Raw genomic sequence first — 26,564 nt, forward strand, 5'->3', positions numbered from 1 at the left:
CAGGGCGGGAAAGCGCGCCAGAAATCGGCGCAACTTGCTATAAACCGGCAGCCAGATCCGCTAGAATTACCGGTTCGAATGGCATTCCGTCATCTGCGACACTAACGTAAGACTTAAAAACCATGTTTGAAATTAATCCGGTAAAAAATCGAATTCAGGACCTGTCTGCACGGACAGCGGTCCTGAGGGGGTATCTTTGACTACGATGCCAAGAAAGAGCGACTGGAAGAAGTAAACGCCGAGCTGGAACAGCCCGACGTCTGGAACGAGCCTGAACGCGCCCAGGCGCTGGGCAAAGAGCGCGCCTCACTGGAAGCGATCGTCGAGACCCTCGACCAGCTGAACCAGGGGCTGGAAGATGTCAGCGGCCTGCTGGAGCTGGCGGTGGAAGCCGAGGACGAGGACACCTTCAACGAGGCGGTTGAAGAGCTGGACGGGCTGGACGGCAAGCTGCAACAGCTTGAGTTCCGCCGCATGTTCTCCGGTGAATATGACAGCGCCGACTGCTACCTGGACATCCAGGCTGGTTCCGGCGGCACCGAAGCCCAGGACTGGGCCAGCATGCTGGTGCGTATGTACCTGCGCTGGGCCGAGGCCAAAGGCTTCAAGACTGAAATCATCGAAGAGTCCGACGGTGACGTGGCCGGGCTGAAATCCGCCACCATCAAGATCATCGGCGACTACGCCTTTGGCTGGTTGCGCACGGAGACCGGCGTTCACCGTCTGGTGCGTAAAAGCCCGTTTGACTCCGGCGGCCGCCGCCACACCTCCTTCAGCTCCGCGTTCGTCTACCCGGAAGTGGAAGAGGACATCGATATCGAGATCAACCCGGCAGACCTGCGCATTGACGTCTACCGTGCCTCCGGCGCGGGCGGCCAGCACGTTAACCGGACGGAATCTGCGGTGCGTATCACCCACATTCCGACCGGCACGGTCACCCAGTGCCAGAACGACCGCTCCCAGCATAAAAACAAAGATCAAGCGATGAAGCAGATGAAGGCGAAGCTGTATGAGCTTGAGATGCAAAAGAAAAATGCTGAGAAACAGGCGATGGAAGAGAACAAATCTGACATCGGCTGGGGCAGCCAGATCCGCTCTTATGTGCTGGATGATGCCCGCATCAAGGATCTGCGCACCGGCGTTGAGACACGTAATACCCAGGCCGTGCTGGACGGTGACCTGGACAAATTCATTGAGGCAAGTTTGAAAGCCGGGTTATAAGGAACCAAAATGTCTGAGCAACAACCCCAAGGCGCAGATCAGGCGCAGGAACTCAACAGCGAACTGAAGGCGCGCCGCGAAAAGCTGGCCGCCCTGCGCGAAAAAGGCGTGGCGTTCCCGAATGATTTCCGTCGTGACAGCACCTCCGACACCTTGCACGCAGAGTATGACAGCAAAGAGAACGACGAGCTGGAAACCCTGGGTGTGGAAGTCACCGTCGCCGGCCGGATGATGACCCGCCGCATTATGGGCAAGGCGTCGTTCGCCACCCTGCAGGATGTCGGCGGCAAGATTCAGATCTACGTGTCACGTGATGATCTGGCGGAAGGCGTCTACAACGAGCAGTTCAAGAAGTGGGATCTGGGCGACATCATCGGCGCACGCGGCACGCTGTTCAAAACCAAAACCGGCGAGCTGTCGATCCACTGTACCGAACTGCGTTTGCTGACCAAAGCCCTGCGCCCGTTGCCGGACAAATTCCACGGCCTGGCCGATCAGGAAACCCGCTACCGCCAACGTTACCTTGACCTGATCGCCAATGATGAATCGCGCCACACCTTCAAGGTGCGTTCGCAAATCATGTCCGGCATCCGGACCTTCATGGTGGAGCACGGCTTCATGGAAGTCGAAACGCCGATGATGCAGGTGATCCCGGGCGGTGCGTCAGCGCGCCCGTTCATCACCCACCATAACGCGCTCGACATCGACATGTACCTGCGTATCGCGCCGGAACTCTACCTGAAGCGCCTGGTGGTCGGCGGGTTCGAACGCGTGTTCGAAATCAACCGTAACTTCCGTAACGAAGGGGTCTCCCCGCGCCACAACCCTGAGTTCACCATGATGGAACTCTACATGGCGTACGCGGATTACCGTGACCTGATCGTCCTGACCGAAAACCTGTTCCGCACCCTGGCGCAGAGCGTGCTGGGCACCACCGTGGTGCCGTATGGCGAGCAGGAGTTCGATTTCGGCAAGCCGTTCGACAAGCTGACGATGAAAGAAGCGATCCAGAAATACCGCCCGGAAACCAACCTGGCCGACCTGGATGATTTCGACAAAGCCGTCGCCATTGCCCACTCCCTCGGCATCAAGGTCGAGAAGAGCTGGGGCCTGGGCCGGGTGGTCACGGAGATCTTCGAAGAGACCGCTGAAAGCCACCTGATCCAGCCGACCTTCATCACCGAATACCCGGCGGAAGTCTCGCCGCTGGCGCGCCGCAACGACGAAAACCCGGAGATCACCGATCGTTTCGAGTTCTTCATCGGCGGCCGCGAAATCGGCAACGGCTTCTCGGAGCTGAACGATGCAGAAGATCAGGCGGAGCGTTTCCAGCAGCAGGTGAATGCCAAAGATGCCGGTGATGACGAAGCGATGTTCTACGACGAAGATTACGTCACCGCACTGGAGCACGGCCTGCCGCCGACCGCGGGTCTCGGCATCGGTATCGACCGCATGGTGATGCTGTTCACCAACAGCCACACCATCCGCGACGTGATTCTGTTCCCGGCGATGCGCCCGCAGAAATAACCCGCTGTTCTGTTCTGAAAGGGCGCTCCGGCGCTCTTTTTTATGCCTGTTATCTGGCGTGAGTGATGTGTTATGACCAGGCCTGATATTTTGTTATGGGCTAAATGATAGGAATAACAGTGCCTTAGTGTGACGCTGGTCAGACACGTTCAGACAAGGGGCACATCATGGCAACACAACTACCGTCCGGCCTGCATCTGGCCGCCAGCGCAATTGACGTCAATAGCTGGTACCAGCCGGCCACCCTGACCTTCAGCAACCGCGGCACGCAGCCGCTGGATCTCAATCAGGCCGAGCTCTGTTTTACCGCCAACGGCAGCATCGACCACTATGCGCCGGTGGGCGGCAGCCTGATGCCCGGCAAAACGCCGGATATCACCTTTATCGATGAATGGCCGCTGAAACACAGCCGGGTGGTGCTGGATAACGGCGGGCCGCTGCTGCTGGCACCGGGAAAGCAGGGCACGCTGGTGTTCAACCTGGCGGCCAGCCAGATCCCGTTTGAGGTGAGCCACTGGACGCTGACCCTGGCGTCCGGCGAAGCCAGCGGGCCGGTAGCGCCTGCGGAGCCGGACGCGCCCGCCGAGCCTGAGGAGCAGCCGCCGGCCGACGATTTCCTGCCGGAATTGCCGGATGAACCTGCGCTACCGGATGAACCCGCGTTACCGGACGAGCCGGCCGTGCCGGAGGAACCCGTCTTGCCGGACGAGCCGGATGAAGAGACGCCCATCACGCCGCCAACCCCCAGCGGCAACCCGGCCGAGGCCAGCGTGGCCGTCAGCGTCAGCGGGCTCTCCTCGAACAGTTGGTACCAGAAAGTCACCTTCACCCTCACCAATACCTGCCAACAGATGATTGACCTGGCGCAGGCAAAAATTGAGTTTATGGCCACCGGCCACCCCGATGAGTACAGCCCGTTCAGCGGCACACTCTTCTCCGGCACCGCGCCTACCGTCACGCGTGACGGCGGCTGGCCGCTGGAGAAAAACACGCTGGTGCTGCCGTCGGGCGGCAAAATGAGCCTCGCCCCCGGTGCCACCGGCACCCTGAGCTTCAGCCTGAGTGCCACCCAGACCCCGGTCACACTGGGCGACGTGCATGTCACGCTGGTCAATGACCCGGCACGGCAGGGTGAACTGGTGATCGCCACCCCCGCCAGCCCGCTGGCCGGTTTCCCGCCGCCGCAGGTGATCCTGACGGACCCCGAAGGCAACCGCGAGACGCACACCCTGCAATGGAACAGTGCGCAGCGCATCAAAAGCCTGAGCTATGGGCGTTACAGCCTGCAACTGCCGGTGCTGGAGAACCAGGAAGCGAGCCTGACGCCGCAACAGCCGCAGCTCACGATCACGCTGTCAGCAAGTAATTCGCCTTACCATGCGACGCTGGCCTACCATCCGCCACGGATTTTCGCGTCTGCCGCGCTCACCCTGATGAGCAACAACAGCATTAAACAGGGCAACATCGGCATTACGCTGACCCAGGCCGGGCAAACGGTCGCGGGCGACCATCGCCTGACATTCGGCACGCCGCTGACCATTAACAAACTGACGCATCAGGTGGCCTGCCAGGTAAAAATCATCACCACCAGCATCAACAACACCGAGTTCTCCGGCCTGACGGCGCTGACCTCGTTTATCCCGAATAAAAACAACGTGCTGCCGGTTACCGTGGACTACCAGACCCGGCGGCTCAATACCGGCAATATGATCAAGGCCACGCTTCAGGCCGGTGGGCTGCCCTCCGGCAGCCATAAACTTAACGTCTCGTTGATAAGCCCGGACGGCACGACCCAGTACTATTTCACCCTGAACGGCATAGGCAAGCTGGCGGTGCCTTATCCGCTGGCGGCGGGCGATTACCTCATCAGCGCCGAGAAACTGACGCTGAACGGCCGCAGTTATCTGCCGGTACGCGGGGCGAAGGTCACGGTGTCGGCCGGCAACGCCGCGTTGCAACTGGCGTTTGAACAGGGGGTGGAACTGCAGGTACGCGGCTGGCCCGATTACCTGGCCCACGGCGGCGTGACGGTCAACGCCAACGCCTCCGTCACGGCCTACAGCGGCGTGCCGGTCAGCGCCATTTTCAAATATGACGGCTTTGACGGCGGCGGTGACCCGATCCCGGCGGCGGAAGTGGATAAAAACGGCGACGGCTACCTCGACCTCGACAGCCTGCCGGTGCACCGCACCTGTGACGTCGCCCGTAAAATTGCGCAGGAAGCGAACCGCCCGGTGATGCCGGTGATGGTGGTGTACACCGCCAACGCCAGCGGCGGCAGCGCCCTGCCGGATCTCCAGGATGAGCAGCGGCTGCGCAACCATTTCGGCAGCTTTATCACCCAGTGCGTGGCGGCGCAGAGCTACAAAGACGCGGCGCACCCGGTACCGGTGACCTTTGTGCTGAACCCCGATTTCCTTGGTGCGATGCAGCAGGAGCCTCATGGTTACATGGTGGTGCGCGGGCTGGGCAGCGTGAAGGTCAACAGCCTGTTGCAGAGTGCAGTACGGGATCTCCAGCCGCTGTTGCGGTTCAGCACGCCGCTGTTGCCGACCTTCAGTGATGATCTGTACGGTTACCTGCAGGCGATTAACTTTATCGTGCGGCATTTTGCGCCGGATGTGCCGTTTGGCTGGCAGACCAACGTCTGGGCGACCGGCACCGCCGACTGGGTGCTGCGGGAGAACGTGGACGCACGCGAACATGCCAATGCGGTGGTGGATTTCATCAACGAACTGCGTGTCTACCAGGGCCAGTACGCGCCGGATTTCATTGTGTTTGATAAGTTCGAACGTGACTGCTTCAGCCCGGACGCGCTGGCGCACTACGGCTGGAACGCGTCAAGCTGGCTCAACTACCTGAAGCTGGTGAAATACACCGCGGCCGGGCTGAACAAACCGGCGATGATCTGGCAGATCCCCGGCGGCCACATGCCGACGGAAGAGGAGGGCACCAGCCTGATCCCCAGCACGCACTTTGCCTCCGGCGGCACCTTCTTTATGGGCGATGAGCGCATCGGCAAGGAGGTGTCCACGATTTACGCCGGGCTGCGCAACACGGCGATAAACCCGGTGAACTATGGCGTCAGCCGGGTGGGGGAGTTCCTGCAACGTGACAACGGCTACGACTGGTCGCAGCAGCAGGTCTACAACCTGCCGGACTACAACATCTTCTCGATATTGTGGGGCGGCGGCTCGACGGTCAGCATCACCACTATCCACTCCAACGGTGACGACGGCGGCTGGCTGGCAGAGAAAATGCGCGCCTACTACCAGGCACCCTGCTACTTTGCGAAATAGGTTTTTATACCAAAATGGACTGACTGCTCAAAACACCGCCAATTGGCGGTGTTTTACTGCTTGTCACTCAGCGAGTTAGGGTTATAATGCCCAACGCACACCGACGCGGGTGTAGTTCAATGGTAGAACGGCAGCTTCCCAAGCTGCATACGAGGGTTCGATTCCCTTCACCCGCTCCAAAAACACTTCCGGCACCACCTTCTGAGCTCTACCAATCCCAGACATAGCAAGGCTTTCCGCGTTTCAGTCATTTCTACGTCCTGTACTGCTCATTGTACCCTCTATAATAATGTGTATAGGACAGGAATTAAGACCTCTTTTCTATACACGCTATGACTTTTTCATGAGCCCTGATGAAAATGGCTATTTTTAAAATTTCATTATATAAAAACAGATAGGCAGGAAAAGACATTTATTGAACTCCTTTTATCGTGCTGTTTTTATCTAAACTAAACTCAGCTTTATACTTAACATCATTAAGAATATAACTCAGCTCGTAGGCCACATTTTCTTTCAATGTAATGCTATTGATACATGTGTCTGGGTATGTTCTGTTTATCTCTACTTCAACAGCCAGCGGCGGGGCATAGTTATTTTCGGAGGAACTTAATAAATAGTAGGTAAGTCTATCGCCAGGTGTTGACTTGATACAAACAAGGCGATTTCCTTCCAGATAAACAGTGCCTTTGTTCCGGAATTCTAAACGGTCACCTACGCAACCAGAAAGAGATAAAGTAAATATCAGCGGTATAACGGCTCTTTTAAATAAGGGGCTTCTCCTGAAATGCGTTGATGCTTTTAAATTGCAGTTATTATATTTTTCTGAGGTGATGTTTTTTATATTTATTCTCTCGTGTATCATCCTATTAATCCCTTGTTATAAGTAAGCCAATGCCCGCTATCCTATCAATATGGGGTATTTAAAAATTGAACGGTGTCTACTTTTTGCAGAAACAGCAGACCTGCAAGAATGGGTCGCTGTGAGTCTTTTTGAGTGCGTACTCTTCCCTGTTTCCTGCCCTTCCGCCTTGCAATCTGTGTCAATGCACTATACTGAAAACAGCGTAACGCTTTGCATAACCGTGTGAGGTATATCGAATTTTTAGCGTCAGGCTGCGGCCTGGCCCCCATTCTCAGGCGAGATTCGCCGTCAGATAACAGGAGACAGACCCATGACAAACCGTCCTACTCCCCCACAACCTGAACAGCAGCAAACCGTACCGGGCACCATTTTTGACATGAAACCGGCACCGGATCATGGTGAAACCAGCTACCAAGGCTCCGGCCGCCTGGCGGGCAAAAAAGCCATTATCACCGGCGGTGACTCCGGCATCGGCCGGGCGGTGGCGATTGCCTACGCCCGTGAAGGGGCAGATGTGCTGATCTCCTATCTGAACGAGCATGAAGACGCCAAAGACACCGCACGGCTGGTGGAAGAGGCCGGGCAGAAAGCGGTACTGGTGCCGGGTGATTTAACGGAAGCCGAGCATTGCCGCGCCGTGGTCGACAAAGCGGTAGAAGCGTTTGGCCGTATCGACATCATCGTGAATAACGCCGCCTTCCAGATGGTGCGCCAGTCGCTGGATGAGATCAGCGAGGAAGAGTTCGACCGCACGATGAAAACCAACATCTATGCGATGTTCCGCATCGTAAAAGCGGCCGTGCCGCATATGCCGCAAGGCAGTTCGATCATCAGCACCACGTCGATCAATGCTGACCAGCCGAAACCGATGCTGGTGGCTTACTCCGCCACCAAATCTGCCATCCTGAATATGTCCGGCAGCCTGGCACAGTTGCTGGCTGAAAAGGGCATCCGCTCCAACACCGTGGCCCCCGGCCCGATCTGGACGCCGCTTATCCCGGCTACCATGCCGGCTGATCAGGTCAAAGAACTGGGCAGCGCCATGCCGATCAAACGTGTCGGGCAACCGGCCGAACTGGCTGCACCGTACGTGATGCTGGCCAGCGACGAAGCGAGCTACATCTCCGGTGCCAACATCGCCGTGACAGGTGGCCAGCCCATTATCTGATAACAGCGGGAGGTACGCATGAAGGCTTATCCTTTATCGCTGACCCTGCCGCTCGCCACCCATATTTTTGGCGGGCATAACATCAGGGAAAGATTGGGCAAGGCAGGGCTGCCGGACGGCCGTATCGCTGAAACCTGGGAGGTCAGCGATGTTGACGGCATGATCGCCACGGTGAAAAACGGGGAACTGGCCGGCCAGACCCTGCGTGAACTCACCGAACGTTATCCCGATCATCTGGTCGCGCCCGGCTGGCGCGGCCCCCATTTTCCGTTGCTGACCAAGTTTATCGACGGCAACGGGATGTTGCCGGTGCACCTGCATGCCAATGATGAGGCCGCGGCCCGGCTTGAAGGCCAGCCAAACGGCAAAACCGAGGCGTGGCACATCCTCTGGGCGGCAGAAGGGGCGACCTGCCTGCTGGGCGTCAAACCGGGCGTTGACCGGGCAACGCTGCGCAGTGCGCTGCTCGACGGCGACTACGATGCGGTGATGTACCGCTACCCGGTACGCGCCGGGGACACCTTCTATGTGCCGGGCGGCATGTTGCATTCGTTTGGGCCGGACACGCTGATCTATGAGATCGAGCAGACCTCCAACATTCAGCAGCATGCGATGCCGTGGAACATGGAGGATGGCTCGCGCCTTGCCAGGGCAACCCAGGAGAAAAACATCGACGCGCTGCTCGACGAGCTGCGCCCGGCGCTGGTGTCATTGCCGCATCCGGGCCTGCTGCGTGAAGAGACGCCCGCCTGCCGCCGGGTAATATGTTGTGCCGGGCCCTATTTTGCGCTGGAGCGCTGGCGCATCGCGTCGGAATACGCGTACACCTTCGGCAGCGTGCGGCTGGTGTCTAACATCGGCGAGCCGTGCGAACTGGAGGCCAATGGCGAGCGCTACCCGCTGGGGCGGGCAGAGAGCCTGCTGCTGCCGGCGGCCCTGAAACAGGTGACGTTCCACGGCCCCGGCGAGGTGCTGGTGGGGTATGTGCCGGATCTGGAAAACGACGTGCGTGCACCGTTGCGCGCGCAAGGCTGTGACGACCAGACCATCCGGTTGTTGGGAGATGTGTGGGATGAGCGGCGCTGACAGCGGCCGCCGCCCGTAAACAAGCTAACCAAAGGAGCAGATATGAGCGCCAGTTATAAAGTGGTCTTTGAGCGTCAGGACGGCAGCCATGCCAGTGCGGAAGAGTTGGTTATCGTGAGTGAACAGGAACTCACGGACAAAAGCCCGGAAGTGCTGGAGCAGGCGAAACAGAAAACCGGCGGTAAAGAGGTGAAAATCATCTCCGTGGTGCCGGTTCCCTGAGTTTTATCCCTGAGCCGGTGGCGTTACAGCCAGCCGGACAGGGCCTCGCGCGCCCGGAGCTGTTGGTAAGCCGGGCGCGCAGTTAACCGCTCTGCATACGCCTTCAGCCGCGGCCATTGTGTCGCCGGTCTGGCCATCTCGCGTGACCGGTACATCAGCATCACAGCCATAAGATCCACCGTGGAAAGGGCATCACCCACCAGATATTCCCCGTTGCGGCTCAGTTGGGCATCCAGGGTTTCCCACGCCTGTTCAATCCGCTGCTGAGCCCGTTGCCGCACGGTTGGGGCCAGTTCAGCCGCACCATCCTGGTCGGCATAAAACCAGTCGCGCATCGCGGGCAACAGCGTATTGGCGAAGAAGATCATCGTCTCCAGCCACACCGCACGGTGCTCACTGCCCGGCAGCGGGGCCAGCCCGCCCTCCGGGTGGCGCTCGGCCAGCAGCATCAGCAGCGCGCTGGACTCACACACCGTTTCGCCGTCAACAAACAGCGCCGGGACGCGGCCCAACGGGCTGATTTTGCGGTACTCACGCGAATGCTGTTCACCCTCATGTAACTTGACCCACACGGCGTCAAACGGCACACCCAACTCCAGCAACATCCAGTGCACCGCCATACTGGTCGAACCCGGCGAATAAAAAAGAACATAATTCATGGTGCACACCTCTGAGAATAGTGAATCCACCGTAACAGCCGGGGTGGCCGCGGCGCAAGGCGGGCGGGGCAGATTTCACCCGGCAGCCGCAACGGCTTCCCCAGTGCAGTAAATTGCATAATGCAAGTGACTCCGGTAAAGTGACTTTCATTATGCAAGTGAGGTAATGATGAAACGCAAAAATTTAAGCGGGGAGCGCTGCCCGATTGCGCGCAGCCTGGAGCGCGTCGGTGAGTGGTGGAGCCTGCTGATTATCCGCGATGCGCTCCACGGGCTCTGCCGCTTTGATGAGTTCCAGCAGAGCCTGGCGATTGCGCCGAACATCCTTAGCCGCCGGCTGGCAACACTGGTCGAAAACGGGTTGCTGGAAAAGCACCCCTACAACACCCGGCCGCTGCGCTATGAATACCGGCTGACCGACGCCGGGCGCGGGCTGGAGCCGGTGTTGTTCACGCTGTTGCAGTGGGGCAATACCCATTTCTCGCCGGAAGGGGCCAGCATTTTGCTGGCGGAGCGCACGACCGGCACGTTGGTGGAACCTACACTGTTTGATCAGGTTCACCAGAAACCCATCAGCCTGGCTACCCACCAGCTGGTGGCAGGCCCGGCAGCCGATGGGAAAATGGCTGCCCGACTCGCGCGGGCTGCCGCACAGCATCAGGCTGATTCAGCCACAAAGGAGAACACACCATGAGTTTGCAACGCATTGTCGTGACCGGCATGGGGATCGTCTCCCCGCTGGGTTGTGGGGTAGGGCCGGTCTGGCAACGCCTGCTGGCAGGGGCGTCCGGTATCCGGCCGCTGGCGGAAGAGGTGGTGGCCGATCTGCCGGTGAAAATCGGCGGCGTAGTGCCGACCCTCGCTGAAGACCCGGAAGCCGGGTTCGATGTGGATCAGGCGGTGCCGGTCAAAGAGCAGAAGAAGATGGACCGCTTTATCACTTTCGCGCTGGGTGCCGCCAAAGAGGCGCTGGCGCAGGCGGGCTGGCAGCCGGAGACCGACGCGCAGCGTGAACGCACCGCCACCGTCATCGCCTCCGGTATCGGCGGCTTCCCGGCGATTGCCAACGCGGTGACCACCACCGAACAGCGCGGCCCGCGCCGTCTGTCGCCGTTTACCGTGCCCGCCTTTCTGGCAAACATGGCCGCCGGTCACGTCTCGATGGCGTTTGGCTTTAAAGGCCCGCTGGGCACCCCGGTCGCGGCCTGCGCGGCCAGCGTCCAGGCGATTGGCGATGCGGCGCGGTTGCTGCGTAATAACGAGGCGGACATTGTGATCTGCGGCGGCAGTGAGGCAGCCATTGACCGCGTCAGCCTCGGCGGCTTTGCCGCCGCGCGGGCGCTCTCCACCGGCTTCAACGACACGCCGGAACTGGCGTCCCGCCCGTTTGATACCGCGCGTGACGGCTTTGTGATGGGCGAAGGGGCCGGGGTGCTGGTGGTGGAAACCCTGGAACATGCGCTGGCACGCGGCGCGACACCGCTGGCGGAAGTGGTGGGCTACGGCACCAGCGCAGACGCCTACCACCTCACCGCCGGGCCGGAAGACGGCAGCGGCGCACGGCGTGCGATGAGTATCGCGCTGCGCCAGGCCGGGATTGAGCCGCACCAGGTGCAGCACCTGAATGCCCACGCCACCTCAACGCCGGTCGGCGATCGCGGCGAACTGGCGGCGATCAAGGCGCTGTTCGGCACTGAAAACCGCATCGCGGTCACCTCGACCAAATCCTCTACCGGCCACTTGCTGGGCGCGGCGGGCGGCATTGAGGCGATCTTCACGGTGATGGCCCTGCGTGACCAGATTGCACCGCCGACCCGCAACCTGGAGCACCCGGACCCGGACGCCGAAGGGGTGGATCTGGTCGGGCGCGAAGCACGGCCGATGGCGATGGAGTACGCGCTCTCCAACGGGTTTGGGTTCGGCGGCGTCAATGCCAGCGTGATCTTCAAATGCTGGACGGACTGACGTTTCCCGCCCACCTCTGTCTGCATACATCAGCCCGTAAACACCAGCCCGCCGGCGTCAGCCCGGTGGGTTAATCACACGCAGCGCGGCCGGTAACGGGCCGCGCTGCTGCATGACCAGCCCGCAAAACCTCTGGCCCCCCGTGGCCCGGCCCATCTCCCTGGCAGGGGCATCACGCGCCACCGCGATTCAGCCATCCCGGAAATAGCCGGGAAAGGTGACATACACGCGCTCTCTTGAAAGGTAATTAATCAGGCCGCTGACGATAAGCAGGCGAATGACGTGCATCTCTGATTTCCTGCCGGGAACACAGGGGAAAAATCCGCCCTGTACGCGCAACCTGGTGCCAAAAGCGGCGAATTTGCCAGGCAAACCGGCCGGCAGCCGGAGCGGTGAAAATGTGACCACCCTCATACTCTGGCCGATGCTGTCTATACAACGCCGGGGTTCGTGACTTTACTCAAAGTACGAATTTTCACCCTGCCTCAAGGAGTTCGGCACATGATCAAGCTCAGCAGCAAAATCCATGATCTGGGTAAGGCGCTGATGACGCCCATCTCGGTGATTGCCGCCGCCGGGATTTTTCTCGGGCTGGCAGCGGCCTTACAGAACCCGGCGATCACCGGGGATGCCTTCAATGACATGCGTTACCCACAGCTGGTGATCGGCTTTATCCGGGCGGTGTCCGGGGCGCTGTTTGCCAACCTGCCGCTGTTTTTCGCCGTGGCAACGGCGATGGGGCTGGCCAATGCGGAGAAAGCCACAGCGGCCTTTGCGGCCGGTATCGGCTTTATCGCGCTGCATGTCGGGGTCAATTTCTGCCTGAAGGCGCAGGGCATCACGGCGGCCACCACCACGGTGGCGCATCTGACCGGGCAGGGCATGGCGCAAACGGAAGCGATGATGTACGCCGCCGAGTTCACCAATACGCTCGGTATTTTCACTTACAACATGAGCGTACTGGGCGGGGTGATCACCGGGCTGGTGGTGATGCTGCTGCATAACCGCTTCTATACCATCACCCTGCCGACGGCGATTGCCTTCTTTGGCGGACGGCGTTTTGTGCCGATCATCACCGTGCTGGTGCTGCCGCTGGTCGGGGTCGGGATGGCGCTGATCTGGCCTGCGGTGGCGCAGGGTATTTTGTGGGTCGGGGAGCTTATCGGCAAAACCGGGGAGGTAGGCACCTTTATTTATGCCACCTCGGAGCGGCTGCTGATCCCGACCGGCCTGCACCACATCATCAATGAAACCGTGCGCTTCACGCCGATCGGCGGCATGACCACCGTGGACGGCCAGAGCATCGTCGGCGCGCTGAACATCTTCAACGCTGCGCTCTCGACACCCGGCTCCATCCCGGATGAGATCACGCGGGAAGCCACGCGCTTCCTGGCGCAGGGCAAAATCCCGGTAATGATGTTCGGCCTGCCTGCGGCGGCGCTGGCGATGTACCACACCGCGCGGCCGCAGCACAAAGAGCGGGTCAAGGCGCTGATGATGGCGGGGGCGCTGGCCTCGTTTACCACCGGCATCACCGAGCCGCTGGAGTTCTGCTTTATCTTCGTGTCGCCGGTGCTCTACATCCTCCATGCGTTGCTGACAGGGCTGTCGTTTATGCTGATGCAGATAATGGATGTGATGATCGGTAACGTGCAGGGCGGGGCGATCGATTTCCTGATCTTCGGCGTGCTGGGCGGCGCGCGTACCCACTGGTGGGATGCGCTGATCCTCGGGGCTGTCTATGCGCCGCTTTACTACTTCTCGTTCCGCTGGGTTATCCTGAAAATGCGGGTGGAAACCCCGGGGCGCGAGAGCGAAGGCGAACTGGGCGAAGTCACCAACTCCCCACAACCGGCTACCGGCACCACCGCCGCGGTCGGCACCAAACCGGCGGCGGGTGACCAGTCACAGGTGATCATCGACGGGCTGGGCGGCGTGGCCAATATCCTGCAAGTGGATTGCTGCTTTACCCGCCTGCGGGTGAAGGTGAATGACATGGCGCAGGTGCTGGATGACAAACTGAAAACCACCGGCGCGCATGGCGTGAAACGGGTCACTGAACATGATGTGCATGTGATTTACGGCCCGCAGGTGGAGAAGATTGCCAATCAGGTGAAAGTGGCGCTGGGCGCAACGGCGTAAAGCGCGGCACAAACAGAAACGGCGGCCATCTGGCCGCCGTTTTTTATCGCGTCTTTATTACGCCGGTTCAGGCAGCGCCGACGGCGTCAGCACCACCGCGTGTTGGGCCTGATCGGCCTGGAAGCGCCAGCACTGCTGGTGGTATTTCGCCACGCTGTTGCGGTGCGCGACGCTCACCAGCGTCATCTCCGGCAGGTTCTCCACCATCAGCGTATACATCTGCTGTTCGGTCTCGTCATCCAGCGCGCTGGTGGCTTCGTCCAGGAACAGGATATCCGGTTTGATCAGCAACACGCGGGCAAACCCGAGCCGCTGCTGTTCGCCCGGCGAGAGGCGGTGGCCCCAGTTCCCGGCCATATCCAGCATCGGTTGCAGGTGTTTCAACCGACACTGCTCCAGCACCGCCAGCAGTTCGCTGTCCGGGTGGCGTGACGGGTCATCCGGGTAGCTCAGCGCCTCACGCAGGGAACCGATCGGGATGTAACTGCGTTGCGGCAGGAACAGCGTGGTCTGTTGGCGGTTAGCGGCGATCTGCCCGCTGCCGTACGGCCAGATCCCTGCCACCGCACGCAGCAGCGTGGATTTGCCGCAACCGGACGGCCCGGCAATCAGCACGCGGTCACCGGGCTTCAGCGCCACGCTCGCCGGGGCAAACAGCGGTGCGCCGTCCGGCAGGGTGAGTTGCAGTTTGTCGAGCACCAGCGCATGGTCAGGGGAATCGGCGTGCTGGATGCCGTTCGGCCGCGCTTCAATTTCATCCACGGCGTTGTTGAAACCGGCCAGACGGTTCACACAGGCTTTCCAGGTCGCCAGATCGTTAAACGCATCGATAAACCAGGAGAGCGCCCCCTGCACCTGCCCGAAGGCGGAGGAGATCTGCATCAGCATCCCGAGCTGGATCGAACCGGAGAAGTAACGCGGGGCGGCCACCAGGAACGGGAAAATAATCGCGAATTGCGCATAGAAGGTTGAGGCAATATTCAGCGACTTGGTGACGCGCATGATCGACCACCAGTTGCTGCGGATCGCCTCGAAACGGCCCTCAAGTTGCTCACGTTCGCGCTTTTCACCCTGATAGAGGGCGATGGCGTCGCTGTTCTCACGGATGCGGATCAGCCCGAAACGGAAGTTTGCCTCGAAGCGCTCCTGGTTGAAGCCAAGGCGCACCAGCGGCCGGCCGATCCAGCCCACCAGCAGCGAGCCGAGCACGGCGTACAGCAGGGCAAACCAGACCATATAACCGGGGATGGTAAAGGTATGGGACGACACCATAAAGGTCAGCGGGCCGCTCACCGCCCACAGGATCGAGACGAACGACACCAGCGTCACCACGCTCGACAGCAGCCCCAGCGTCAGTGACAGGGTGCCGTTGGTCAGCACATTGAGGTCTTCGGCGATACGCTGGTCGGGGTTATCCACCGTCTGCTGCTGTTCGGTGTGGTAATAGGCGTGGTGCTTCAGCCACTTGGACATATATTGCTTGGTCATCCAGCGCCGCCAGTACATTTGTAACCCCTGGGTCAGGTAGACCTTGTAAATCGAGATCACGATAAACGCCAGCGCCAGCCAGGTGAAGTGCAGCAACTGTTCTTTGAACACCGGGTAATTTTTGTTTTGCAACGCATCATAAAAGACGCGGTTCCATTCGTTCAGCAGCACATTGATATAGACCGTGGCCAATGACAACGCCACAATGGTGGCGAGCATCGTCCAGGCGCGCCACTTCTCTTCGGAGTGCCAGTAAGGTTTAATCAGGCGCCAGATCTGGCGCCATTGGCTGTGTGTTCCTGGGGTTTTTGTCATAGTGAATCCAACTTCCAGCAAAAAAGAGTCTAGGTCTGATCATGGCCAAATAAAGGCCAGAATGGGTGTCTGTGATCCAACTGGCAATTATAGACTTGTAAGGATGTTTTTCGTTCCCCCGGTGATCATCAGGGCGTGCAACACAACAGAGGAAAACGAATGAAGGGTTTGCCGACAGGCGTGGCGGCCGGTGCCGTACTGCTCGCCGGGGTGCTGACGGCACTGAATGCCGCGGCAAAAATAGATGAGCCGGACATTGAGGCGGATTGCCGCAACGTCGGCCAGTATGCGGTAAAAGGGCAGGCGGCTTACCAGAACGGTGACTATGCGCGGGCGCGGGACATTTTCCGCGATCAGGTCGCCTGGAGCGAATTCTGCCGCCAGCCGGAGGGCGCCACCGTCACCGCTTACAACAACATTGCGCTGGCTTACCTGCGGCAGGGGATGTGGCTCAAGGCGCGCGCCTGGCTGCAACTCGCCCCGGACGATGAGAAATCGCGCTATAACCTCAGCCTGATGCAACCGCAGCTCGACGCCCTGCCGCCGCCGCGCAGCCCGGCGGGCGAATACTGGCAATATGCCGGGTACGGCAACTGGAATACGCTGGTGGTCAAACCGCAGGGCGACCGCTTCGCGATTGAGTACAGCGGCCTCTACATGGGCGCAATGGCGCTCTACTACGGGCCGAACATCGGCGAGTTTTCCACCGTCACCGCGATCCGTGACCGGCACGCGGTGTACCACCAGTCCGCCGAGTCCGATTTCGGCAGCGCCTGCGACGTCAGCATGGCCTTCACCGACCATGACGTGATGCTGGCCACCGACGGCGACTGCGGTTTCGGCCACAACGTCCGCGCCCAGGGTGTCTACTGGCGGGTCACGCCGTAAGGAATTAGACGACTGTGCGCTCCACCGCCTGCCGGCTGGCCTTGCGGCGGGCAGGTGTGGTATCTCTATCAGGTAACGGATAAGAAAAGCCTGACAAATGAAAGGGCTATCCGGTGCCTCCGGGCGGTGTCACGCCTGACCTTCACTTTTATGACGACCCGGCACACGGCGTTTTCCGTGGGCTGGCTTATCGTCTGTGATAAACATAACGTTGTTATAAAAATTCATCTGCGATAACGCCGCCGCTGTGCGGCGGCTGCAATCACACGGGGAGCGTGTATGCCTGTTTCACTTCTGGCGCTGGCAATGAGTGCCTTTGCCATCGGGACCACTGAGTTTGTCATTATGGGCCTGCTGCCGCAGGTCGCGGGGGATTTGCAGGTCAGCATTCCGCTGGCGGGCTGGCTTATCAGCGGCTATGCACTGGGTGTGGCGATTGGCGCGCCGATTATGGCGATCCTGACCGCCCGGCTGCCGCGCAAAATGACGCTGCTGTTGCTGATGGTGATTTTCATCGTCGGCAACCTGATGTGCGCGCTGGCCTACAGTTACCACTTCCTGATGCTGGCGCGGATCATCACGGCGCTGTGCCACGGGGCGTTCTTCGGCATTGGTGCCGTGGTCGCGGCCAATCTGGTGGCCCCCAACCGGCGCGCCTCCGCGGTGGCGCTGATGTTTACCGGCCTGACCCTGGCGAACGTGCTGGGCGTGCCGCTCGGCACTGCGCTTGGGCAGGCGCTGGGCTGGCGGTCAACCTTCTGGGCCGTGGTGGTGATCGGCTTTATCTCGCTGCTGGCGCTCTACACCAAATTACCGGACGTGAAAGAGGAGCAGCCGACCAACCTGCGCAAAGAGTTGAGCGCGCTGCGCGGGCTGGGCATCTGGCTCTCGCTGCTGATGACGGTCTGCTTTGCGGCGGCGATGTTCGCGCTGTTCACCTATATCGCACCGGTGTTGACGGATATTACCGGGGTGTCACCGCATGGGGTGAGCTGGACGCTGCTGCTGATGGGCGTCGGGCTGACGGTCGGCAATGTGCTGGGCGGCCGCCTGGCGGACTGGAAACTCCCGGTCAGCCTGACACTGACCTTCCTGCTGATCGCGCTGTTTTCGGTGCTGTTCAGCATCACCAGCCACCATCTGGTGGCGGCGGAAGTGACGCTGTTCCTCTGGGCGGCGGCGGCGTTCGCGGCGGTACCGGCGTTGCAGATAAACGTGGTGGCCTACGGCAAAAATGCGCCGAACCTGGTGTCAACGCTCAACATTGCCGCGTTTAACGTCGGTAACGCGCTGGGTGCCTGGGTCGGCGGATCGGTTATCGCCGGTGGGCTGGGGCTGACGGTGGTGCCGGTGGCGGCAGGCGGGCTGGCGCTGCTGGGCTTTGTGCTCTGCGTGTTCACCTTCCGCCGCGCTGCGCGCAAAGCAGTGGCGTGACGGGCATAACGCAGCAATGATCTTTCGCCGCGCCTACGCGGCGATGTAAACCGCCTGGCCCGGCTAGCGGTAGGCGATGGCCGCCGCCAGCCGGGCAGGGAACTGCGCCGCCAGCCGGTGCAGCCAGGTGATAAAGGCGTCCACCACGTCAGACGAGGGGCGGTGCAGCGGGCGGATCAGGCTCACGGTAAACGGCACCGCCACACTGAACGGACGCACCGCAATGCCGCCCTGGGCGGCGTAATCCACTGCCGTCAGCGGGTTCACCACGGAAACACCGACCCCTTCCCGCACCATCGCGCACACTGACGCGGCGCTGTGCGTCTCCAGCACCATCCGCCGCGTGACCCCGGCCTCCAGAAACAGCGCATCCAGCAATTGCCGGTAACTGTCGGTGCCGGAGAGGCTGACATAGTTTTCGCCCTCAAAATCGTGCGGGGTCAGTTGCGTTTTCGCCAGCAGCGGGTGCCCGGCCGGCAGTACGCACACTTCATTGTGCGTCATCAGCGTAAAACGTTCAGTCCCGGCCGGTGTCAGGGTGGTTTCCGTCAGGCCGAGATCGTGGCGTTGGGCGGAGAGCCACTCCTCCAGCAGAGGTGACTCCTGCGGCACCACATTCAGGCTGACGCCGGGGTAAGCATCGGTAAAGGGCTTGCAGACTGACGGCAACAGCGACTGGCTGAACGCGGGCAAACAGGCGATGGAGAGCTGCGCCTCCTGAAACTGGCGGATGCCCGCCGCCGCGGCGCTGATGCGCTCCAGCCCATAGTACGAACGCTGCACCTCCTCAAACAGCCGCAACCCCTGCACCGTGGGCACCAGCCGCCCGCGCACCCGGTCAAACAGCGACAGGCCGACGCTTTTTTCAAAGCGCGCCAGTTCGCGGCTCACGGTGGGTTGCGAGGTGTGCAGCAGCGCGGCGGCTTCCGTCAGGTTGCCGGCGGTCATCACCGCATGGAAAATTTCAATCTGGCGCAGGGAGAGGGCAGGCATCAACGGAGTTCCGGCGAAAAGCCATATCATAAATGAATAGCCTGCCGCCAAACAGATATTTTCCCGCCGTGCGGCGCGCAGGTAGCATGGCAGCCATACTTGTTATTCTGACCCTGACTTAACCGGACAGCCGCTGATGCCTTACGCCCTGAATGATCATTCTACCGCCCTGAATGCGGACAACCTGCTGGCCCTGCCTGCCCGTTTTGGCTGCCCGGTCTGGGCGTATGACGCAGACATTATCCGCCAACGCATCGCTGAATTGCGCCAGTTCGATGTGATCCGCTTTGCGCAGAAAGCCTGCTCCAACACCCATATCCTGCGGCTGATGCGCGGGCAGGGCGTGCGGGTGGACTCTGTGTCGCTGGGGGAGATCGAACGGGCGATGCACGCCGGTTACCAGCCGGGGCCGGAGGGGGAGATTGTTTTCACCGCTGACCTGCTGGACGAGCCGACGCTGGCGCGCGTGACGGAGCTGGCGATCCCGGTCAATGCCGGTTCCATCGACATGCTGGCCCAACTGGGCGAACGCCGCCCCGGCCACCCGGTCTGGCTGCGGGTTAACCCCGGTTTTGGCCACGGCCACAGCCAGAAAACCAACACCGGCGGTGAGAACAGCAAACACGGCATCTGGTATGCCGATCTGCCGCAGGCGCTGGCGCTGATCCGCCACTATTCGCTGACGCTGGTCGGCATCCATATGCATATCGGTTCCGGTGTGGACTACAGCCACCTGGAGCAGGTGTGTGACGCGATGGTACGCCAGGTTATCGAGCTTGGGCATGACATCGAGGCGATCTCCGCCGGCGGCGGCCTCTCGATTCCTTACCAGTTCGGCGGTGAGCGCATCGATACCGATCACTATTTCGGCCTGTGGGACCGGGCGCGCCAGCAGATTGCCGCGCACCTCGGCCACCCGGTGAAGCTGGAGATCGAACCGGGGCGCTTCCTGGTGGCGGAGTCCGGGGTGTTGCTGGCGCAGGTGCGGGCGGTGAAAAACATGGGCAGCCGCCACTTTGTGCTGGTGGATGCCGGGTTCAACGATCTGATGCGCCCGGCGATGTACGGCAGTTACCACCACATTTCGCTGCTGCCTGCAGACGGCCGGGACACCACCGGTGAGCCGCTGATTGAGTCGGTGATCGCCGGGCCGCTGTGCGAGTCGGGGGATGTGTTCACCCAGCAGGCGGGCGGCGGCGTGGAAACCTGCGCCCTGCCCACGGCGCAGATTGGCGACTATCTGGTGTTCCACGACACCGGCGCGTATGGCGCGTCGATGTCCTCCAACTACAACAGCCGCCCGCTGCTGCCGGAAGTGCTGTTTGACGGCGACGACGTGCGGTTGATCCGCCGCCGCCAGACCATCGAAGAGCTGCTGGCGCTGGAACTGATTTAACTCCCCGGCGTGAAAAACGGCCCCGCCGCCACCGAGTCGCGCACCCGCAACTGACCGGTGAACGGGGCCAGCGGCACCACCGGCTGGCGGTTAAGCAGCCGCAGCGCCTGGGCGATGGCGGTTTCGATCATCGCATCAATCGGCAGGTAGACGGTGGAGAGCGCCGGTTGCAGGAACGCCGCCGCAGGCTGGTCATCAAACCCAAACAGCGACACCTCCTCCGGCAGTGTTTTGCCCGCCTCCTGTAACGCTTTCATCGCGCCAATCGCCATATCATCATTGCTGCAAAACAGCGCGCTGAACCTGCCGTCATTCGCCAGCAGGGTGCGGCAGGCGTGGTACCCGCCGGTGACTTTATTGTCCCCTTCCGCCACCCAGGCGGGGTTAAAGGCGATCCCGTGCGCGTCGAGCGCCGCCTGGTAACCGGCCAGCCGCTGCTGCGCGGTGGGGGTTGCCATCGGCCCGGTGATGCAGGCAATCGCCCGGTGGCCCCGGCCGATCAGGTAACTCACTGCCTCAAACACCGCCTGCTGTTGTTCGAAGAAGACACAGCGGTCGCGCGCCTGCGGCACATCGCGGTTAATCACTACCAGCGGCATCGGCAGCGTCTCCAACAGCGCCATGATCTGCGCCTCTGACATATGGCGGGTATAGAGCACGATCGCGTCACAACGCCGGTCCGCCAGCAGGCGCACCGCTTCTGCCTCATCTTCCGGCGTATCGTGGCCGTCGGTCACAATCAGGTGCTTGCCGCTTGCCTCCACATCTTTCGCCGCCTGGCGCAGCAGCGTACCGAAATAAGGGCCATCGAAATTGGAGAGCACCAGCCCGATGCTGTTGGAACTGCGCGTCGCCAGCGACTGCGCCAGGAAATTGGGCCGGTAGCCCAGCTCCTCCATGGCGCGGAACACCGCATCGCGCGTGCTCTGCCTGACCTGCCCGGTGCCGTTCAGCACGCGGGAGACCGTGGCCTTCGACACCCCGGCCCGCAGTGAGACATCCAACATGGTGATCATCCGTCAGCACCCTCAATAACCGGCTGCAATGCCGGGAAAACGTTGATATGGCCGCAGTTTAGCATAGGCGGCAGAGGGAAAAGGGGCACCCCCGGCCAGCGCGATCGCCGTGGATCTTCCCTCCTGGCCCTGCGATCCCCCGTCCGGGTTACCGCTTCGTTGCGAAAAATCCTATTTGGTATACCAAAACGCGTTTTAGGCCATTATTGGAATTCCAATTCTCGCTTGTGCGGTGATGATCACAGAAATTTAACCTCATTCCGTTAACTTTGGCATACCAAACGCGATTAAGCCGCACGCGTTTTGTTGGACACTTTTCGCCATCTGATGCTCTGTGCTGCCCGATACGATCGGGCAGGGCGGCCCGCATTTACCTCTGGCCATGCGGGCCGACCCTGCGCACAGAACACCGGCACCACCAACAGTTACGAGGTGCGTATGTCATATAAGGACCGGCTGATTGACTCTCTGGGGAGTTTTGCCAATACCTTCAACAGTTACCGCTACATCATGGCAATCAAAGCCGCCTTCATCACCCTGATGCCGGTGATCATCGTCGGGGCGTTCTCGGTGTTGATCTCCAACATGGTGATGGACCCGAAAAACGGCCTGGCGAGCTTCGAGATCTTCTCCTTCCTGGCTGTGCTCAAGCCGATCATGACCAGCATCAACTACGCCACCCTGAGCTTTATCACCATCGGCGCGGTGTTTTTGATCGGGATTGAACTGGGCAAGATCAACGGCAACCGCACACTGTTCCCCGGTATGCTGGCGGTGATCTGCTTTATCGCGGTGACGCCCACCACGCTTGAGCTGATGGTCAACGACCAGTTGCAGGTGGTGAAAGATGTGCTGGCGAAACAGTTCTCTGATACCAAGAGCCTGTTCCTGGGGATGTTTATCGCCATCCTGTCGGTGGAAATTTACACCCGGCTGGAGCGGATCAACGGCCTGCGCATCAAGATGCCGGAGAGTGTGCCGCCTAATGTCGCCGCCTCGTTCTCGGCGTTGATCCCGGCGATTATCACCGTGGTGCTGATCGCCACCTTCGGCTTTGTGTTCCACCGGGTTACCGGCATCTACCTCTATGACGCGGTCTACAAAGTCATCCAGCAGCCGCTGGAGTCGGTGATGCAGAGCCTGCCGGGCATCCTGATCCTGATGTTTGTTGCCCAGCTGTTCTGGGTGATCGGCATCCACGGCAACCAGATGATCAAGCCCATCCGCGAACCGCTGCTGCTCGGCGCGATCACCGTCAACATGACGGCGTTTGAGCAGGGCAAAGAGATCCCGAACATCATCACCATGCCGTTCTGGGACGTCTATATGAGCATCGGCGGCTCCGGCTGTACCATCGGCCTGCTGCTGGCGGTGATCCTCGCGTCACGCCGCAAAGAGATGAAAGAGATCGGCAAGCTGTCGCTGGGGCCGAGCTTCTTCAACATCAACGAACCGGTGATCTTCGGGATGCCGATCATGCTGAACCCGATCCTGGCGATCCCCTTCATCATCACCCCGCTGGTCACCGGCACCATCGGCTACTTCGCCACCAGCCTCGGCTTTGCCGGGCGCGCCGTGGTGATGGTGCCCTGGACCACGCCGCCTGTCATCAATGCCTGGCTCTCGACCGCCGGGTCAATGGGCGCGGTGGTCACGCAGCTGGTGTGCATCGGCGTCTCGGTGGTTATCTACCTGCCGTTTGTCAAAGTGGCTTCACGCCGGGCGGATGCGGCCCAGCTGGCGGCCGAAACCGGTAATGAACTTGGCACCCAACCCGTGAGGTAAGCATGAGCAAGGTTTCACTGGCACTTCCTGAAGGATTCATCCTCGGCGCGGCGGCGTCCGCCTGGCAGACCGAGGGCTGGAGCGGCAAAAAGCCGGGGCAGGACTCCTACCTCGATGCCTGGTACAAAAACGACCGCCATGTCTGGCACAACGGCTACGGCCCGGCGGTTGCCACGGACTTCATCAACCGCTACCCGGAAGACGTGGCGCTGATGAAGGCCAGCGGCCTCAGCCACTACCGCACCTCGATCAACTGGTCGCGCTTTCTGACGGACTACGAAACCGCGACGGTGGACGAGGAGTACGCGGCCTATCTCGACCGCTGGCTGGACGAGATGGAGGCGGCCGGGATTGTGCCGATGCTCTGCCTCGAGCACTACGAGCTGCCGGCGGCGCTGCTGGAAAAGTATGACGGCTGGAGCAGCAAGCACGTGGTTGAGCTGTTCGTGCGTTACGCCGAAAAGGCGTTTGAACGCTTCGGCCACCGCGTCACACGCTGGTTTACCTTTAACGAGCCGGTGGTGGTGCAGACCCGCGTCTACCTCGACGCGCTGCGCTGGCCGTATGAGCAGAACACCGCCAAATGGATGCAGTGGAACCACCACAAGGTGCTGGCGACAGCGAAAGTGGTGGAGCTGTTCCGCCGCCGTGGGCAGGCCGGGACGATTGGCGTGATCCTCAACCCGGAAGTGACCTACCCGCGCTCGCAGGCGGCACACGACCAGCGCGCCGCCGAGCTGTACGATCTGTTCTATAACCGGGTCTTCCTCGACCCGCTGATCCTCGGTGACTACCCGGCGGAGCTGCTGGCGCTGCTGCGCCGCCATGAGGTGATGTTTGAGCATGACGCGGCGGAGCTGGCGACCATCCGCGAAAACACCGTGGATGAGGTCGGCATCAACCTCTACTACCCGCACCGGGTGAAAGCGCCCAGCCGGGCCTGGAACCCGGAAACGCCGTTCCACCCGGCCTGCTATTACGAGCATTTCGAGCTGCCGGGCCGCCGTATGAACCCGTCACGCGGCTGGGAGATCTACCCGAAAATCATTTACGACATGGCGCAGCGCCTGAAGCAGGATTACCGCAACATTCCGTGGTTTATCGCAGAAAACGGCATGGGCGTTGAAAACGAGGCGCAGCACCGCGGCGCGGACGGCGAAATCCAGGACGATTACCGCATCCGCTTTATCGGCGAGCACCTCTACTGGACGCTGAAAGCGTGCGAAGAGGGGGCAAACTGCCGGGGCTACATGCTGTGGGCATTTACCGATAACGTCTCACCGATGAACGCCTTTAAAAACCGCTACGGGCTGATTGAGATAGACCTCAACAACCAGCGCGCGCGCCGCCGTAAAAAATCTTCCCACTGGTTCGCCGCCCTGAGCGAATCCCGCACCCTGACACTGACCCTGGATGATGATGAAAAATGAGTGAAGCCAACCTGAAACGTATCGTACTCGCCTGCTCGGCAGGCATGTCCACCTCGCTGGTGGTGACCAAAATGGAGAAAGAGGCTGAGGCTCGCGGGCTGGCGTTCCGCATTTACGCCATCCCGGAACAGAACCTGCGCGATGAGCTGCAAAACTACGGCAATGACGTGGTGGCGGTGCTGCTGGGGCCGCAGGTGCGCTTCAAGCTGGCGGCCAATAAAAAGATCACGGATGAACACCAGGTGCCGATCGGTGTGATCGATTCGGTCGCCTACGGCACGCTGAACGGGGCAAAAGTGCTCGATCAGGCGCTGGGTTTGATAGACTAGCCGCCTCGATCCCCGTCCGCCCTTCCGGCAGGTGGGGCGGCAGGCTAATCATTGCAAGGTGCTTCAGGGTGAAACCGTGGAAAAAGGCGTAATTCCGCAGGAAAAGAAACAGTATCAGGAGATTGGCCAGGATCTGCGGGCGCAGATCCAACAGGGCCACTATCCCGTCGGGTCACGGCTGCCGCCGGAACGCAATATGGCGGAGAACTACGGCGTCAGCCGCACCATCGTGCGGGAGGCGCTGCTGATGCTGGAGCTGGAAGGCACGGTGGACATCCGCCAGGGCTCCGGCGTGTATGTGATCCGCATTCCGTCGGATGACGAGCAGGATGACGATTTGCTCAATGAAATCGGCCCGTTTGAGGTGTTGCAGGCGCGGCAACTGCTGGAGAGCAACATCGCCGCCTTTGCCGCCACGATGGCCACCAAAGCGGACATCGAAAACCTGCGCCGTACGCTGGAGCAGGAGCAGCGGGCGATTGTTGCCAATGACACCAGTGGCGACAACGACAAGCTGTTCCACCTGCTGATTGCCGGGGCCACGCAAAACCAGATGCTGCTGGAGACGGTAAAAAGCATCTGGCAACGGCGTGACAACAGCCCGCTCTGGCAACAACTCCACAGCCATATCGCCACCCGCGGCTACCGGCTGAAGTGGCTGGCGGATCACCAGAACATCCTGGCGGCCCTGCGCCGCCGCGATGTGATGGGGTCGTACCAGGCGATGTGGCAGCACATGGAAAATGTGAAGAGCACCCTGATGGAGCTGTCAGACGTCGATGCACCGGAGTTTGACGGTTACCTGTTTGAATCCGTGCCGATTTTCCAGGGGAAACTGGTGTGACTGCCGTTTCGCCGGGCACGGTCACCCTCGGCTTTCTGGCCGATTTTCCAGAACACCACCCGCAGGTTACCGACTGGCTTTGCCAGGCGTTCGGCAATGCGCAGAGCCGCGCTTTTTTTGACAGCATCGTGGTCAGCAGCCTGAAAAAAACCGGTTTGCCCATCACCTTTATTGCCCGCGACGGCGACCGGCTGGTGGGCACTGTCGGGCTGTGGCGCAGCGACCTGTTAAGCCGCCAGGATCTGACGCCCTGGCTGGCGGCGCTGTATGTCGATGAGGCATACCGCGGCCGCGGCATCGGGCAGCAGTTGCAGGCGCATGTCGTGGAGGTTGCGCGGCAGGCCGGGTTTGCCGCGCTTTATCTCTATGCGACGTTCAATGGGTATTATGAGCGGCATGGGTGGGGGTTGATGGGGGAGGGGGTGGAGTATCCGGATGAGGGGGTTTGGGTTTATAGCCGGAGTTTGTAGTGGGTGGTCGGTTTCGGTTGTTTAT

General features: G+C 60.7%; 22 protein-coding genes and 1 tRNA gene. 18 read left to right on the forward strand and 5 right to left on the reverse strand.

Going from position 1 to position 26,564, the window contains the following annotated elements; all coding sequences use genetic code 11:
* Window positions 1–122 precede the first annotated feature (122 nt).
* The 4 genes from prfB (at window position 123) to CYR52_RS16625 (ending at window position 6,226) form a co-directional block, all read left to right on the forward strand.
* Window positions 123–1,221 (forward strand): peptide chain release factor 2 gene (gene prfB / locus CYR52_RS16610; RefSeq protein ID WP_101828979.1). Its coding sequence is split into 2 segments (ribosomal slippage): window positions 123–197 and window positions 199–1,221, totalling 1,098 coding nucleotides; the frame shifts between segments, so codons are not numbered across the junction.
* Window positions 1,222–1,230: 9 nt separating this feature from the next.
* Window positions 1,231–2,748, forward strand: coding sequence for a lysine--tRNA ligase (gene lysS / locus CYR52_RS16615; protein ID WP_072932700.1), 1,518 nt, complete (start codon window positions 1,231–1,233; stop codon window positions 2,746–2,748).
* Between the two features lie 167 nt (window positions 2,749–2,915).
* Window positions 2,916–6,047: a chitinase gene (locus CYR52_RS16620; protein ID WP_101828980.1), complete on the forward strand. Its 3,132-nt coding sequence runs from the start codon at window positions 2,916–2,918 to the stop codon at window positions 6,045–6,047.
* A 105-nt stretch (window positions 6,048–6,152) separates the two neighbouring features.
* A tRNA-Gly gene (locus tag CYR52_RS16625) sits at window positions 6,153–6,226 on the forward strand.
* A 233-nt stretch (window positions 6,227–6,459) separates the two neighbouring features.
* Here the strand turns inward: CYR52_RS16625 and CYR52_RS22450 are convergent.
* Complete coding sequence (locus CYR52_RS22450) at window positions 6,460–6,909, reverse strand: putative T6SS immunity periplasmic lipoprotein (RefSeq protein ID WP_146001346.1); 450 nt, start codon at window positions 6,907–6,909, stop codon at window positions 6,460–6,462.
* Window positions 6,910–7,219: 310 nt separating this feature from the next.
* On the opposite strand from CYR52_RS22450, the gene CYR52_RS16630 reads away from it, so the two are divergent.
* Genes CYR52_RS16630 through CYR52_RS16640 form a run of 3 tightly spaced genes read left to right on the forward strand, consistent with a single transcriptional unit; the run spans window position 7,220 to window position 9,385 of the window.
* Window positions 7,220–8,077: a glucose 1-dehydrogenase gene (locus CYR52_RS16630; RefSeq protein ID WP_072932696.1), complete on the forward strand. Its 858-nt coding sequence runs from the start codon at window positions 7,220–7,222 to the stop codon at window positions 8,075–8,077.
* A gap of 18 nt (window positions 8,078–8,095) precedes the next feature.
* The gene (locus tag CYR52_RS16635) at window positions 8,096–9,163 is read left to right on the forward strand and encodes a class I mannose-6-phosphate isomerase (RefSeq protein WP_101828981.1); all 1,068 of its coding nucleotides are present in this window, start codon (window positions 8,096–8,098) and stop codon (window positions 9,161–9,163) included.
* Between the two features lie 42 nt (window positions 9,164–9,205).
* Window positions 9,206–9,385, forward strand: a complete 180-nt coding sequence (locus CYR52_RS16640; RefSeq protein WP_072932692.1) for a hypothetical protein — start codon at window positions 9,206–9,208, stop codon at window positions 9,383–9,385.
* 23 nt (window positions 9,386–9,408) lie between these two features.
* Here CYR52_RS16640 and CYR52_RS16645 read toward each other — a convergent pair whose 3' ends face one another.
* The gene (locus tag CYR52_RS16645; RefSeq protein WP_101828982.1) at window positions 9,409–10,044 is read right to left on the reverse strand and encodes a glutathione S-transferase family protein; all 636 of its coding nucleotides are present in this window, start codon (window positions 10,042–10,044) and stop codon (window positions 9,409–9,411) included.
* Between the two features lie 166 nt (window positions 10,045–10,210).
* On the opposite strand from CYR52_RS16645, the gene CYR52_RS16650 reads away from it, so the two are divergent.
* The 3 genes from CYR52_RS16650 to CYR52_RS16660 all read left to right on the forward strand — a co-directional run bounded on the left by CYR52_RS16650 (window position 10,211) and on the right by CYR52_RS16660 (window position 14,151).
* Window positions 10,211–10,738 (forward strand): winged helix-turn-helix transcriptional regulator, encoded by a 528-nt coding sequence (locus CYR52_RS16650; protein WP_241506109.1) that lies wholly within the window; start codon window positions 10,211–10,213, stop codon window positions 10,736–10,738.
* Window positions 10,735–12,009 carry a beta-ketoacyl-ACP synthase II gene (fabF, locus tag CYR52_RS16655; protein ID WP_101828983.1) on the forward strand — a complete coding sequence of 425 codons (1,275 nt, stop codon included), beginning with the start codon at window positions 10,735–10,737 and terminating at the stop codon, window positions 12,007–12,009. Before CYR52_RS16650 ends, fabF begins: the two co-directional genes overlap by 4 nt.
* 501 nt (window positions 12,010–12,510) lie before the next feature.
* Window positions 12,511–14,151 (forward strand): PTS transporter subunit EIIC, encoded by a 1,641-nt coding sequence (locus CYR52_RS16660; protein ID WP_072932686.1) that lies wholly within the window; start codon window positions 12,511–12,513, stop codon window positions 14,149–14,151.
* Window positions 14,152–14,208: 57 nt separating this feature from the next.
* Here the strand turns inward: CYR52_RS16660 and CYR52_RS16665 are convergent, their stop codons facing one another.
* The gene (locus CYR52_RS16665; protein WP_101828984.1) at window positions 14,209–15,954 is read right to left on the reverse strand and encodes an ABC transporter ATP-binding protein/permease; all 1,746 of its coding nucleotides are present in this window, start codon (window positions 15,952–15,954) and stop codon (window positions 14,209–14,211) included.
* Between the two features lie 159 nt (window positions 15,955–16,113).
* Between CYR52_RS16665 and CYR52_RS16670 the strand changes: the two genes are divergently transcribed.
* Window positions 16,114–16,842 (forward strand): tetratricopeptide repeat protein, encoded by a 729-nt coding sequence (locus tag CYR52_RS16670; protein WP_101828985.1) that lies wholly within the window; start codon window positions 16,114–16,116, stop codon window positions 16,840–16,842.
* Window positions 16,843–17,121: 279 nt separating this feature from the next.
* Window positions 17,122–18,276 (forward strand): MFS transporter, encoded by a 1,155-nt coding sequence (locus CYR52_RS16675; RefSeq protein WP_101828986.1) that lies wholly within the window; start codon window positions 17,122–17,124, stop codon window positions 18,274–18,276.
* Between the two features lie 63 nt (window positions 18,277–18,339).
* On the opposite strand, the gene CYR52_RS16680 is transcribed toward CYR52_RS16675, so the two are convergent.
* Complete coding sequence (locus CYR52_RS16680; RefSeq protein ID WP_101828987.1) at window positions 18,340–19,269, reverse strand: LysR family transcriptional regulator; 930 nt, start codon at window positions 19,267–19,269, stop codon at window positions 18,340–18,342.
* A 136-nt stretch (window positions 19,270–19,405) separates the two neighbouring features.
* On the opposite strand from CYR52_RS16680, the gene lysA reads away from it, so the two are divergent.
* On the forward strand, window positions 19,406–20,665 hold the full coding sequence (lysA, locus tag CYR52_RS16685) for a diaminopimelate decarboxylase (protein ID WP_072932647.1): 1,260 nt from the start codon (window positions 19,406–19,408) through the stop codon (window positions 20,663–20,665).
* Here the strand turns inward: lysA and CYR52_RS16690 are convergent.
* Window positions 20,662–21,681 (reverse strand): LacI family DNA-binding transcriptional regulator, encoded by a 1,020-nt coding sequence (locus CYR52_RS16690; RefSeq protein ID WP_101828988.1) that lies wholly within the window; start codon window positions 21,679–21,681, stop codon window positions 20,662–20,664. The genes lysA and CYR52_RS16690 overlap by 4 nt on opposite strands.
* A gap of 438 nt (window positions 21,682–22,119) precedes the next feature.
* Between CYR52_RS16690 and CYR52_RS16695 the strand changes: the two genes are divergently transcribed.
* From CYR52_RS16695 to CYR52_RS16715, 5 genes are all read left to right on the forward strand, one after another.
* Window positions 22,120–23,466: a PTS sugar transporter subunit IIC gene (locus tag CYR52_RS16695; RefSeq protein ID WP_072932640.1), complete on the forward strand. Its 1,347-nt coding sequence runs from the start codon at window positions 22,120–22,122 to the stop codon at window positions 23,464–23,466.
* A 2-nt stretch (window positions 23,467–23,468) separates the two neighbouring features.
* Window positions 23,469–24,896, forward strand: a complete 1,428-nt coding sequence (locus CYR52_RS16700; RefSeq protein ID WP_101828989.1) for a glycoside hydrolase family 1 protein — start codon at window positions 23,469–23,471, stop codon at window positions 24,894–24,896.
* A gap of 11 nt (window positions 24,897–24,907) precedes the next feature.
* Complete coding sequence (locus CYR52_RS16705) at window positions 24,908–25,225, forward strand: PTS sugar transporter subunit IIB (protein WP_072932789.1); 318 nt, start codon at window positions 24,908–24,910, stop codon at window positions 25,223–25,225.
* Between the two features lie 76 nt (window positions 25,226–25,301).
* On the forward strand, window positions 25,302–26,069 hold the full coding sequence (locus tag CYR52_RS16710; RefSeq protein WP_072932787.1) for an FCD domain-containing protein: 768 nt from the start codon (window positions 25,302–25,304) through the stop codon (window positions 26,067–26,069).
* Window positions 26,066–26,539: a GNAT family N-acetyltransferase gene (locus tag CYR52_RS16715; RefSeq protein ID WP_101828990.1), complete on the forward strand. Its 474-nt coding sequence runs from the start codon at window positions 26,066–26,068 to the stop codon at window positions 26,537–26,539. Before CYR52_RS16710 ends, CYR52_RS16715 begins: the two co-directional genes overlap by 4 nt.
* The last annotated feature ends 25 nt before the right edge of the window (window positions 26,540–26,564 follow it).

This window comes from Chimaeribacter arupi (genome assembly GCF_002858805.1).
GTDB classification, from domain to species: domain Bacteria; phylum Pseudomonadota; class Gammaproteobacteria; order Enterobacterales; family Enterobacteriaceae; genus Chimaeribacter; species Chimaeribacter arupi.